At 44.7% G+C, this 12281-nt stretch carries 10 protein-coding genes and 1 pseudogene; 4 read left to right on the forward strand and 7 right to left on the reverse strand.

Going from position 1 to position 12281, the window contains the following annotated elements:
* Positions 1 to 221: 221 nt before the first annotated feature.
* On the reverse strand, positions 222 to 1796 hold the full coding sequence (locus QUA25_RS03425) for an outer membrane protein assembly factor BamB family protein (protein WP_333035594.1): 1575 nt from the start codon (positions 1794 to 1796) through the stop codon (positions 222 to 224).
* A gap of 127 nt (positions 1797 to 1923) precedes the next feature.
* Between QUA25_RS03425 and QUA25_RS03430 the strand changes: the two genes are divergently transcribed.
* A complete protein-coding gene (locus QUA25_RS03430) occupies positions 1924 to 4011 on the forward strand; it encodes a thioredoxin domain-containing protein (RefSeq protein WP_333035596.1) in 2088 nt (695 codons plus the stop codon).
* A 274-nt stretch (positions 4012 to 4285) separates the two neighbouring features.
* Here the strand turns inward: QUA25_RS03430 and QUA25_RS03435 are convergent, their stop codons facing one another.
* The 4 genes from QUA25_RS03435 to QUA25_RS03450 form a co-directional block, all read right to left on the reverse strand.
* Positions 4286 to 5374: an ABC transporter ATP-binding protein gene (locus QUA25_RS03435; RefSeq protein ID WP_333035598.1), complete on the reverse strand. Its 1089-nt coding sequence runs from the start codon at positions 5372 to 5374 to the stop codon at positions 4286 to 4288.
* A gap of 225 nt (positions 5375 to 5599) precedes the next feature.
* A complete protein-coding gene (locus QUA25_RS03440) occupies positions 5600 to 6661 on the reverse strand; it encodes a spermidine/putrescine ABC transporter substrate-binding protein (RefSeq protein ID WP_333035600.1) in 1062 nt (353 codons plus the stop codon).
* Between the two features lie 51 nt (positions 6662 to 6712).
* Positions 6713 to 7570: an ABC transporter permease gene (locus QUA25_RS03445; RefSeq protein ID WP_333035601.1), complete on the reverse strand. Its 858-nt coding sequence runs from the start codon at positions 7568 to 7570 to the stop codon at positions 6713 to 6715.
* A gap of 85 nt (positions 7571 to 7655) precedes the next feature.
* The gene (locus QUA25_RS03450; protein WP_333035603.1) at positions 7656 to 8504 is read right to left on the reverse strand and encodes an ABC transporter permease; all 849 of its coding nucleotides are present in this window, start codon (positions 8502 to 8504) and stop codon (positions 7656 to 7658) included.
* 101 nt (positions 8505 to 8605) lie between these two features.
* On the opposite strand from QUA25_RS03450, the gene QUA25_RS03455 reads away from it, so the two are divergent.
* Positions 8606 to 10117 (forward strand): FAD-dependent oxidoreductase, encoded by a 1512-nt coding sequence (locus QUA25_RS03455; RefSeq protein WP_333035605.1) that lies wholly within the window; start codon positions 8606 to 8608, stop codon positions 10115 to 10117.
* A 231-nt stretch (positions 10118 to 10348) separates the two neighbouring features.
* Here QUA25_RS03455 and QUA25_RS03460 read toward each other — a convergent pair whose 3' ends face one another.
* On the reverse strand, positions 10349 to 10762 hold the full coding sequence (locus QUA25_RS03460) for a peptide chain release factor 1 (RefSeq protein ID WP_333035606.1): 414 nt from the start codon (positions 10760 to 10762) through the stop codon (positions 10349 to 10351).
* Between the two features lie 165 nt (positions 10763 to 10927).
* Here QUA25_RS03460 and QUA25_RS03465 point away from each other — a divergent pair, with 165 nt between their 5' ends.
* Positions 10928 to 11134: a hypothetical protein gene (locus tag QUA25_RS03465; RefSeq protein WP_333035607.1), complete on the forward strand. Its 207-nt coding sequence runs from the start codon at positions 10928 to 10930 to the stop codon at positions 11132 to 11134.
* Between the two features lie 238 nt (positions 11135 to 11372).
* Positions 11373 to 11795, forward strand: coding sequence for a DUF6335 family protein (locus tag QUA25_RS03470; RefSeq protein ID WP_333035609.1), 423 nt, complete (start codon positions 11373 to 11375; stop codon positions 11793 to 11795).
* Between the two features lie 93 nt (positions 11796 to 11888).
* Here the strand turns inward: QUA25_RS03470 and QUA25_RS03475 are convergent.
* Positions 11889 to 12002, reverse strand: a pseudogene (locus QUA25_RS03475) (winged helix-turn-helix domain-containing protein); the annotation flags it as partial.
* Positions 12003 to 12281 lie beyond the last annotated feature (279 nt).

Here is a 12281-nt window from a genome sequence, read left to right on the forward strand (position 1 = left end):
TGCTGCTAGATCAATCCTAAATAAGTCGTAAATTTTTTACCCCATCCCAACCCTCCCCTTACTAAGGGGAGGGAGTAAGAAATTCACAAATGATGCGAGGATTGCTCTAACAGGTTTCCGATAAGCGCAGTTAAGCTGCAGGTAGTGGGATTGGCGGATTTCAACATCTAGAAAATGAGGATGCGATCGCACTTCCGACAGTCGCCAAGACTGTAGGTAGTTCACCCCAAAGTATACATCCAGCCATCCCTCGCGCAAATCCTCACAATTCCGTCCCAAACTACAGGCGTCGCCTCAAATGACAAACCCGGCTTAAATCTCCCCGATTCTATTACTTTCAAACGGTAAAACTCCCCTTTAGCATTTTTCAAAGCATTCTGATCCCCCGACTTCGCTCGTTCCCAATTCAAATTGAACAAATAAACACCGTTGTATCCCGCACTGATCAGTTTATTGCCATCGGTAAAAATCGGAGTCGAAATTGAAGAACCAATCGCTTTTTTAAATACTATTACCGGAGTATCGTAAGACTGGTTTAGCCAAGGCACAGAAGTTTTTTTACCTGTAATCATATCTTGGGAACCGATGTACAAATTGCCGTCGAGTGCATTTGTGGCAAACAGCGCCGGAAACTCCCCTGAATTGTACTCGTCATTCAACGCCACCGAGCCAATTATCCCGCCTTCCCAGCTAGAAACTCGGCGATTTCCAGTCGGCAAAAACCATTCAACACTGGCATTCGGTTCTTTATTTGGATTCAGCTTCAGCACTCCGCCGTTGCCCTGAATGTATTGTTTTTCAATGGCACAGAATAGTTTACCTGATTTAGAAATTACAGCACTTCCATCCAAATCTGAACCTGTATAGAAATCCCAGACTATCTTTTTAGTTTCAATGCTAATACCGTAAATATGACCGGAACCAGCAGCTATAAAAATTCTATCTTTGAGCCTTGATGGCGATGATTCCGCTACCAAGTTGCCGCGGTGCTTGCTGATATCTGCTGCTGCATAAAGCTGTACTTCCGACAAGATATTTGGCTGCTTGATGCCTTGTTTGATTTTTGCATTGCTTGTGGAACTATCGAGAAAATAGCCGATCGCATTTTCCCCCGCATTGAACAAAACGCCACCGCCAATGTCCAAAGCGCTGCTGTCATTATCTCGGCTGTAGCTGGGGGTTCTCCTGATGTCCAATTTCCAAAGTTCCTTGCCAGTTCTAAAAGATATTGCCCTAAAACTCGGCACGACACTTTTGCCACCGCCACCACTGCGGCTTCCCTGCAAAATCACAATTCTGTTTTCGGCGCTAGCTTTTTCATCGATATAAATCGTTGAGGAGCCTTTGATTATATCATCAAATTTATAGCGCCAAACTTCTTTATTGGTAGCAATATCTATTTTTCGCAAGTTGTGGTCATAAGCACCTATAATTAAATAAGTTTTTCCCCCGTCTCTGGTAATTGTCGGCTGTCCAGTCCAACCGGCACCGCTCCAAACTACAGACCGCTTTCCCAGAAAAGTCCTGCCACTGCCGAGTTGAAATTTGTCGATAAACTTCAAACTTTTCGGAACACCTCTGCCGTAGAACCGACGCTTGTCGTTCCCTAAAAATGTCGGAACTAATAATTCTATTTCAGGGTCTGCTTTAGCCAGAAAATTGTTAAGATTAGTTTCTAATAAAGCGGGTTCCGAGGATTCAGTTTGGATCAGTTTGATAACAGCAGGAGGAACAGCAGCACTCAGCAAAAATTGCCCTAGCTGTTGATTGAAGGTTCTCCGAGATGATAAGCTCATATTAAATCGAGATAATCAGCCTTAATATTAAAACATAATTATCAGCAACAACTCAACTAAAACATCTCGCGCTAAACTGCTAGAGAACTGACAAGCTTACTCAGCACGAGTTAAAGTGGATTTGATTATGGTCAACCGTCTTGCTCAATCCCAAAGCCTTTACCTGCGGAAACACGCCGAAAATCCGATCGACTGGTGGCCTTGGTGCGACGAAGCCCTAGAAACAGCCCGAAGCGAAAATAAACCGATTTTCCTGTCAATTGGCTACTCTAGCTGCCACTGGTGTACGGTGATGGAAGGAGAAGCATTTTCCGATGGCGCGATCGCCGAATACATGAATTCGCATTTTATACCGATAAAAGTCGATCGTGAAGAACGCCCGGATATCGACAGCATTTATATGCAAACCTTGCAAATGATGACCGGTCAAGGCGGTTGGCCGCTCAACGTTTTTCTCACTCCAGACGAGCGAGTTCCCTTCTACGGAGGCACTTATTTCCCTGTAGAACCGCGCTATGGACGGCCGGGATTTTTAGAAGTTTTGCAAGCAATTAGCCGCTTTTACGACACAGAAAAAGGCAAAGTAGAAGCCTTCAAAGCAGAGATTTTAGGCAACCTCCAACAGTCAGCAGCGCTGTCAGGAGTAACCGCCGAATTAAATCGCGAACTCTTTCAAAAAGGCTTAGAACTCAACACCGGAATTGTTGCCGGCCACAACCCCAGCCCCAGTTTTCCGATGATACCTTATGCTGAGCTAGCTCTGCGGGGAACGCGATTTAATTTTGAATCAAAACACGACAGCAAACAAGTCTGCACTCAGCGCGGATTAGACTTAGCATTGGGCGGCATTTATGACCACGTAGGAGGCGGATTTCACCGCTATACGGTTGATGCGACTTGGACTGTGCCACACTTTGAAAAAATGCTCTATGACAACGGTCAAATTGTTGAGTATTTAGCAAATTTGTGGAGCGCGGGAATACAAGAACCCGCTTTTGAAACTGCGATCGCGGGGACAGTAGAATGGTTGAAGCGAGAAATGACCGCGCCAACAGGCTATTTTTATGCCGCACAGGATGCTGACAGCTTTAACACTTCTGAAGAACTTGAACCGGAAGAAGGAGCATTTTATGTCTGGACTTATGCGGAACTGGAACAACTGTTAACTGCTGAGGAATTAACAGAAATTAAAGCACAGTTTACTGTTAGTCGCAGCGGCAATTTTGAAGGTCAAAATGTATTGCAGCGCCGCCATCCAGGAAAACTGAGCGACACGGTAGAATCGGCTTTGGCTAAACTCTTTGCTGTTCGCTACGGTGGCAATCCCGATACTGTAAAAACCTTTCCGCCAGCCCGCAACAATCAAGAAGCTAAAAACGACAGTTGGCCGGGTAGAATTCCCGCCGTTACTGACACGAAAATGATTGCTGCTTGGAATAGCTTAATGATTTCGGGTTTAGCCCGCGCTGCAGCGGTTTTTGGAAATGGGGAATATCTGGAATTAGCTGTGACAACTGCTAATTTTATTTTAGACAATCAGTGGACGGATGGGCGGTTTCAGCGGTTGAATTATGATGGACAATCTGCTGTAACCGCGCAGTCGGAAGATTATGCTTTGTTTGTGAAAGCTTTGTTGGATTTGCACCAAGCGAGTTTGACTTTAAGCAACGGGGAAGAGGGAAAACAGTTGCCGAATTCTCAGTTTTGGTTGGAGAAAGCTGTGCAGGTGCAAGAAGAGTTTGATGAGTTTTTGTGGAGCGTGGAATTGGGAGGATATTACAATACTGCTAAGGATGCTAGCGGAGATTTGTTGGTGCGGGAACGCAGTTATATAGATAATGCAACTCCGGCGGCGAATGGAATTGCGATCGCCTCTTTGGTTCGTCTCGCACTGTTGGTCCCGAATTTAGAATATCTCGATCGCGCGGAGCAAGGTTTGCAAGCTTTCAGCAGTATTGTGCAAGATGCTCCGCAAGCTTGTCCGAGTCTACTTTCGGCGATCGACTGGTATCAGCATTCTACCCTGATTCGCACGACTCCAAACCAAATTTCTGAGTTAATTTCGCAGTATTATCCGACTGCTGTCTGTCACATTGAGGCTGATTTGCCTGAAGGTGTTATCGGGTTAGTTTGCGAGTGTTTGACTTGCAAGGAACCTGCGAAAAGTCAAGAGCGACTGTTGGAGGAAATTTTGCAAAGTCAAACGCGAGTTTAGCACCAATACTGTCTATATTATTGAACCGCGAAGACGCGAAGGAAGAAGGAGGAAGCAGAAGGAAGAAATAGATTATCTTCTACCGGGAAGGAATCGCATCTTCAGTCTGCCCCTCAATCTTCCAAAATCTCAACTAAGTCTTCCACTGTCATGTAGCTTGGACTTAACCTTACTGGTTAGACGGTGCTTGACAACAGTAGCGATAGTTAGACTTCTGACACTACCTAATCTTACTCTGTCTGCAGAATCTCAGTGGCTTCAGCCCGCTTGAGTGTCAAACAATGTAAATACTTTCCGGCGGCACTGCGACTCGAACGCTGTCGCCGACTTGGTGTCGCTGCAAGTCATCTCTGTGCAAGTTTTGTCGGCGAAGGGCGATCGAACTTTTAGCAGTCAACCGCACCGTATAGCGCGTGTCCGTGCCAATATAAATAGCCTCTTCTACTATTCCCGGCCAGCTATTTTCATCATCATAATTAGCCGGATAAATAGCCGCTTTTTCCGGCCGCAGCACCAGGGTAACAACTTTCCCAGCGGGCATATCTTCTGCTGTCGCCACTAACACGGGCAACTGCTGGTCAACCAAGACTATTATTTGATTGTTTTGCTTTTCTACTACTCGACCACTTAAAAAATTGCTGTCGCCAATAAAATCAGCAACAAACCGCGTTTTAGGATATTCATAAATATCAACAGGCGTGCCGACTTGTTGCAGTTTTCCTCCATCCATCACTGCAATTCTGTCCGACATCGTTAGCGCTTCTTCCTGATCGTGAGTTACATAAATAAACGTAATTCCCAATTTTCGCTGCATTTTTTTTAATTCTAATTGCATCTCTTTACGCAATTTTAAATCCAGCGCTCCTAGGGGTTCATCCAATAGCAAAACAGACGGCTGTTTGACTAATGCTCTTGCTAGTGCTACTCGCTGCTGCTGTCCCCCTGACAGTTGGCGGGGATAGCGTTTTCCTACCTCGGTTAACTGTACTAATGCTAAGGCTTCAGCAACGCGATCGCGAATTGTTTTCTGAGGCAAATTCTCCATTTCCAGCCCAAAAGCGACATTTTGTGCTAGTGTCATGTGCGGAAATAAAGCATAATTTTGAAATACCGTATTTACTGGGCGGTGAAACGGTGGGCGATTTTGCATCGGTTGGCCGTGAATGTAAATTTCGCCCGCTGTGGGAATTTCAAAACCGGCAATCATTCGCAAAGTTGTAGTTTTGCCGCAGCCCGAAGGGCCGAGTAAAGAAAAGAATTCTCGGTCGTAAATTTGCAGGTTGATGTTATCTACAGCTAAGAAATCTTGACTGCGGACACTTTTAAATACTTTGGAAACGTCTAGGATTTCAACGGCGTTCATTGTGTTAGTATTTGGGAGTAATAAAAATCTGAGTTCGAGTCCGGTTAAACTGATATCTTGCACCCTTATCAATTACTTGTTTAGGAACGGGCTCTCCGGCCCGTTCCACAAAACTTAATTTTCTTGTGGAACGGACCGGAGAGCCCGTTCTTGACGATGGTGCAACTCCAATACAAACCACTCAAAATTTAAGTAAACCAGCCCCGGCAGAAACCTGTTTTATATCTACTTTCCAGCCCCTGCTTTAACTTCCGTCCAAGCTCGATCGTACAATGCAGTTGCTTTCCCGACATCCTGCAATAATTTCATTTTGTCAAACACCTCAGCCGGGGGGTAAATTTGAGGGTTTTTCAAATCTTTCGGGTCGATCAAACCTAGATCGATAGCTGCTTTGTTGGGCGATCCGAAGTGGGTAAAATTAGCAATTTTAGCACCTACTTCTGGCTGCAAAATAAAGTTAATAAATTTCTCCGCTAACTCTTTCTGGGGCGCACCTTTGGGAATTGCCATGTTGTCAGAGAAGATAATTGTTCCTTCTTTGGGAATAGCGTAACGGATATTAGGATTTTCTGTCATCACTTGGAAAATATCGCCGCTCCATTCCATTGTCAGATTTACTTCTCCTTGATCGAGCAGATTTTGACCAGTATCCGGGACAAAAGCGGCAATGACATTTTTACTTTTAATCAGCAAATCGCGGGCTTTGTTAATCTCTTCGGGATTGGTTGTATTGGGGTCAAATCCTAAATACATTAAAACTCCTGCAAATGTGTATCTGGCATCGTCTTGCCACGCGACTTTTCCGGTATATTTCTGGTCGAACATTGCCGCCCAACTGTTGATATCGCCTTTCGTTGTTGTCACGTTGTAGCCAATTCCCATTGTTCCCCACAGGTAGGGCAAGGAATATTTATTGCCCGGATCAAAGTTTTGATTGACAAACTTAGGTTCTAGGTTTTTTTGGTTGGGAATATTGTTGAAATTCAGCGGCTCAATGATATTTTCTGCGATCATGATTTTCACCATGTAATCGGCGGGAAATATTAAGTCGTAACCGGGGTTTCCCTGTTTGAGTTTGGCGTAGAGTGCGTCGCTGTTCTCAAAAGTGTCGTATTGAATTTTAACATTGTTCTCTTTCTCGAATTGGGCGATCGCTTCTGGGGCGATATAACTTGCATAATTGTAAATGCTGAGGACTTGCTGCTGCTTGCCACCTGTGGGGCTACAGCCGAAAGCCACCGTTGCACTCATCACAAACAAAATTAGGAAAGTCAGCAGGCGTTTCATACGTTGTGTTAGTTGCAGATGACAATAATTATGACACAAAAAGTATTTTTTTTAACTTTTCTGAACTTTTAACGATGATAAAACCAGGAATAAGGAAGCCAACAACATCAAAGTTGAAATGGCATTAATCGCTGGCGTTACTGCAAATTTTATCATGCCGTAAACAAATAGTGGCAGAGTCACTGAACCGACGCCTGTGGTAAAGAATGTCACGACAAAATCGTCTAGCGACAGAGTAAAAGCCAGCAGTGCCGCGCTGAAAATAGCGGGCAGAATTAGAGGGAAAGTGATGCGCCAAAAAGTCCGCCATTCGTTAGCGCCTAAGTCAAAAGCTGCTTGTTCTAATATCGGATCGAGTTCCGCCAAACGTGCCCTGACAGTAATAGTCACAAAGGAAATATTAAAGACAACATGACCGATAATTACGGTAGGTAAGCCGAGATTGAGGCGAATTCCCGTGAGATTTTCTACGATCCGAAATACTAGGGTAAAGAAAACTAGCAGCGAAATGCCGATCGTAATTTCGGGCATGATAATCGGCAAAAACAGTAAAGCTTCTACTGCTTTGCGCCCCGGAAAATGAAAGCGTTCGAGTGCTAACGCGAGCATTGTACCAAAAACGGTTGCTAACACAGTCGAAATAGCTGCAATTAGCAAGCTGTTGTTGAGTGCTGTCCAGATTCCGGCACTGCTACTCGTAGCAATCGTCGCGCCTGCATTGCTAAACAAACTGCGGTACCAATCGAGAGTAAAGCCGCGCCAAACAGCATTGAATCTGGAGGCGTTAAAGGAGTAAATAATTAAGATGAGAATTGGCAAGTAAAGAAAGGCAAATGCTAGTGCAGCTTGTACCCAAAGCCACTTTTTGCCGAGCGCCCGCACGAGTAAATCTAGTTTTGTTTTAGTCATTAGTCAGTAGCATTAGTCAGTAGTCATTAGTCATTAGCGCCTCTTAACCTAAACGCAGGCTGCAACGATTTGTCTATACCTTACTTTATTGAGTTTCATCAGACACACGGAAGTAAATTAAAACCGGAATCAATATGATTACAGTCAACAGCATAGAAAGCGCCGACCCAAAAGGCCAGTCGCGGGCTTTCATAAACTGATTTTGAATCAAATTTCCCACCATAACTGTTTTAGAACCCCCCAATATATCCGGTGTGATGAAAGCGCCGACGGCGGGAACAAAAACTAAAATAGAGCCTGCAACAATACCGCGAGTTGTTAATGGCAAAAATACGCGCCAGAAAGTGCGAATATCATTTGCCCCTAAATCGTTAGCGGCTTCTACCAATGAAAAATTGAAGCGTTCTATGCTAGAATATAAAGGCAGAACCATGAAAGGTAAATAGCCGTAAATAAGACCGATCGCCACAGCGAAAGGCGTAAAAAGCAAGTTTAACGGTTCGCTAATAATTTGCAAGCTTTGCAGGGCGGTGTTAACTACTCCTTCGCTACGCAGGAGTATAATCCAGGCGTAGGTTCTCACTAAAAAATTAGTCCAAAATGGAATAATTACCAGCAAAAGCAAAGCATTTCGCCAGCGACGAGAACGGGTGGCGATGAAGAATGCTAGGGGATAGCCAATTAACAAGCAAGCGGCGGTTGTCAGAAAAGCCAGCCAGAGCGATCGCCCAATTACTCCTAAGAAAAGCCCGCTGAACAAACGCTGGTAGTTGCTGAGAGTAAATATCCAAGTAACGCCCCCGTAAGTACCGCGTTCTAAGAAACTGTACAACAGTACAATTAGCACTGGCAAAATGAAGAAAACCATCAGCCATGCCGTAGCGGGAAATAAGAGCAGCAACAGGTTAGTCTGCTGGCGGTTTTTTACACTCATTATTCACTCAAGCGAAATTTAGCACATAATTCAACACATTTTATATCAAATCCGGATTTTATGAATTATGTCATCATTAATAAATTATCAAGAGGTACGCAATGTCAGCAGAATCGTCAACCCCAAAAATAGTCGTCGTCGGTGCAGGATGGGCCGGTTTAGGCGCTACCTATCACCTAGCCCAGCAAGGCTATGATGTCACCCTGCTAGAAGCAGGCCCTTATCCGGGTGGGTTAGTTGCGGGGTGGAAAACCGCCGGCGGCCGTTCCGTAGAAGCAGGCATTCATGGCTTCTGGTATCCCTACAAAAATATCTTTTCCTTAGTCAAGCAATTAGGACTCGATCCCTTCACGCCTTGGACTCGTTCTTGTCAGTATTCACCCGCCGGATTGGAAGTAGAATCGCCGATTTTTCAGGACGAACCGCGCCTTCCCACACCGTTAGGAACCTTTCTTTACACCAGATTTAAAAGGCTGCCATTAGTCGATCGGCTTTCAGCCTTACCCTTACTCTACGCCGTCCTAGATTTCGACAATTCCGACGAAGCTTGGCGCAGGTACGATCGCGTCACAGCCCGCGAATTGTTCAAACAGTTTGGCGTTTCTGCAAGACTGTACCGCGATGCTTTTGAACCGATGTTATTAGTAGGTTTATTTGCACCAGGAGAACAATGTTCTGCCGCCGCAGCTTTGGGAATGCTGTATTATTTCATATTAGCACACCAACCTGATTTTGATGTAGTTTGGTGTCGCGGAACAGTCGGAGAAAAAATCTTTCGTCCCTGGGTTGATCGCCTTGAAAAAATCGGCGCAAAAGTATTGACTCAGCGGCGAGTTACTGATTTAATTGTTGACAGCAACAACAGAGCCACAGGCGTTATTTGCGGCGAAGAAACCTTTGAGGCAGATGCAGTTATTTTTGCAGTTGGCGTCACGGGAATGCAAAAAATTATCAGCAGCAGCCCAGCTTTGCAAAGCCGCCAAGAGTTTAGGGATGCGATGAATTTGGGTGCCGTTGACGTGTTAGCTGTTCGCCTGTGGTTTGACAGAAAAATTGACATTCCGCTGCCTTCCAATGCCTGTTTTGGATTTAGTTCAACTACAGGTTGGACGTTTTTTGATTTGAATGCTTTGCACGACGAATTTCGAGACGAGCCGGGAACAGTTGTCGAAGCTGACTTTTATCACGCAAACCAATTAATTCCCCTAAAAGATGAGGAAATAGTTTCCTTAGTTCAGCGGGATTTAGCGATTTGCATTCCCGCTTTTCGGGAGGCCAAAGTAATTGACAGCAGTGCGATTCGGCTGTCGCGGGCGGTGACGCATTTTGCCCCTGGCAGCTATCAATATTTGTTGCCTGCGGTAACAAGTTATGATAATGTATTCATGAGCGGCGATTGGGTTGTGACCCGCCACGGTTCTTGGTCGCAGGAAAAAGCTTATGTTACTGGTTTAGAAGCGGCAAATTTGGTAATTTCGCGTTTCCGAATCGGCAACAAAGCGGCAATTATTCCCGTGGAAGCTGACGAACCGCACATTCAAATCGGGAGAAAGATTAATCAGTTTACTCGCAGTTTGACTAAAACATTCATTCCAGATTTTTGGCTGCCATAAGAAGAAGGAAGTTCGGCAACGGATTTAACGGAGGGAAGGAAGAAGGAATAAGGAATTTCTTGCTTGAAGCGGTAAGGTGCGCGGCCCGGCGCACCCTACATATAGACTAATAACCAATGACCAATGACTAATGATACTATTTTCACAAAAAAATGCAACTGTAGACAGGCTCGAAACCGGAATCTTCATCAGTCATAGCCAATCTAAAATCTAAAATCTAAAATGGCATGACTATCGCCAATAAGGCCGGCCCTTCCAAAAAACTCCCACAGTAACTCCGATTAGTGCAGCTTCCGATAAACTTGCTAATAAAGGAGGGATGGGTAGAAATGACTTTAACACCAAACCCAAGAGCACGCAGAAAACTAAAACCCACAAACTAATTCGGTTTAGCAAAAATTGTTGTTGCCAATACTCTAAAAAGTACACTGCTAAAGCTCCCATTCCCACTGCAGCAGCGAAAGGTATCAATGTCCCGAGGGAGGGGCCGTAAAGAAGCGTCACGACGTTGCGGATTGGTCGCGATTGCGTGAAACCCCAGGCTAAAAATAACTCCAATCCAAGCACGATGCAGTTGACGAGGGCGGCAATTTGCAGCATTTCTCGCCAAGGTAAAAGCTTTAAGCGCCGCAGAAAATTACTCACGATCGGCAGATTAGGTAGGTTGCTTTGATTTTATAACAGTTTTGCCCTGGCGATCGACCTTTGATGACAATTTGTGAAGTAAAATAAAGATATAGAGCAGTCTCTTGACAAATTCCCCCAGAGTACCTGCCTATTAGTTGTTGGAACCGTGAAAGGAAAAAAGTTATGGTGGAGAACACTGTCGATTGTGCTGTAGCTTGCGTCAATGGCTGCGTTCTGGGCGACAAGTGCCCGAAGCGGGAATACGCACAAGCAACGTCCAACTTTATTGAAAATACTTCTCTGGATAAAATGCTAGAAATAGCAGAGGAAGCGGTGAGAAGGAAACGGACGGAACCCCCCAAATGGATAATTCCTGATTTTCCTGAATAGAATTACCCTCCCCATTAAAAAGCGATCGCCCGTTGCAAAAGGGCGATCGCTTTTTGTATTCCCAATGAAATAGCTGCTCAGAATCAATATATTTCCTGGGATAGAAGCTAAAGGCTTAAATAGTAATTACAATACCACTTAATTATAGCCATCGGCAATTACTAAAAACAATTCAGTTAAAGCCAAATTCGGACATTTTTAATTTAATTGAGTTCAAAAACAAACAGGAGCAAGTATCGTGGCCAAGCAAAAGAAAGGCAACACAAAAAAAACAACAGAACGCGATAATTTGGGCGAATTGCCTCAAGAAATTAGCGAATCTTACGGTACCGGCGTCATCGATCAACCGGGATTGAGCCAAGACGACATAACTACCCTGCAGGACAGCAGTTCGGAATACTCTTCCACCAGTTCCCAAATCGGCGGCGAAGATGGCGATCCGGCTGCGGAACAAGAAAGTGCCACTGGCGAGCAATCCGTGGGCGGAACTGCGCCTACTCCCGACATGGATATGGTTGACGAACTCGGAGCCGCTGCGGGCATAGAGATGGCCGATGGCGCTATTTTGAACACAACAAATATGCTTGAACATCGAGATGAAAGTCGCTGGGAATTAGACCCTAGTTCTGCGGAAGATTATCAGGAACGACCTGATTTTTAGGTATATTTTTAACCCAAAAATAGGTAGTATAATAGGAGCGGGTTCACCAGTATCCATACTTCATCTGCCAAGTATTTGTAAATCCGCCCCTCATCACTTTTGCTCTCGCAGCACATATCCAACTCCCCGAACAGTATGCAGCAGGCATTTTGAGTTACTTGCTTCTAATTTAATCCGTAACGCACGAATATACACTTCAATAAGGTGGTACAAGCCAACCCTTGTGACGCCTAGAAAATCGTTAATCGGAAGCTTTATCTCAACTACGACAAGAAAGTACAAGCACAGTGGATGGGCGATATCCCTGGTCACATTGCTTTAGCGAACAAAAATTAGCCTACTATTGTGAATAACCAAGAACTGTTCAGCTAAGCTCAAAGTGATGCAGATAATTAGTGGCTAACTGGCACTGAGATTACCGCCAGCAGTTTTTATTTATCTGAGAAGAAGGTAATCGTAATTGGGTAATTTCGTAACTGACAAAGC

It is taken from the genome of Microcoleus sp. Pol17C6 (genome assembly GCF_036701145.1).
In the GTDB taxonomy this organism is placed as follows: Bacteria; Cyanobacteriota; Cyanobacteriia; order Cyanobacteriales; family Microcoleaceae; genus Microcoleus.

What these genes read in the sequence shown, in the direction of transcription:
- QUA25_RS03425 (WP_333035594.1), bottom strand. Translation starts at nt 1,796, where the DNA reads ATGAGCTTATCATCTCGGAGAACCTTCAATCAACAGCTAGGGCAATTT.
- QUA25_RS03430 (WP_333035596.1), top strand. Translation starts at nt 1,924, where the DNA reads ATGGTCAACCGTCTTGCTCAATCCCAAAGCCTTTACCTGCGGAAACAC.
- QUA25_RS03435 (WP_333035598.1), bottom strand. Translation starts at nt 5,374, where the DNA reads ATGAACGCCGTTGAAATCCTAGACGTTTCCAAAGTATTTAAAAGTGTC.
- QUA25_RS03440 (WP_333035600.1), bottom strand. Translation starts at nt 6,661, where the DNA reads ATGAAACGCCTGCTGACTTTCCTAATTTTGTTTGTGATGAGTGCAACG.
- QUA25_RS03445 (WP_333035601.1), bottom strand. Translation starts at nt 7,570, where the DNA reads ATGACTAAAACAAAACTAGATTTACTCGTGCGGGCGCTCGGCAAAAAG.
- QUA25_RS03450 (WP_333035603.1), bottom strand. Translation starts at nt 8,504, where the DNA reads ATGAGTGTAAAAAACCGCCAGCAGACTAACCTGTTGCTGCTCTTATTT.
- QUA25_RS03455 (WP_333035605.1), top strand. Translation starts at nt 8,606, where the DNA reads ATGTCAGCAGAATCGTCAACCCCAAAAATAGTCGTCGTCGGTGCAGGA.
- QUA25_RS03465 (WP_333035607.1), top strand. Translation starts at nt 10,928, where the DNA reads ATGGTGGAGAACACTGTCGATTGTGCTGTAGCTTGCGTCAATGGCTGC.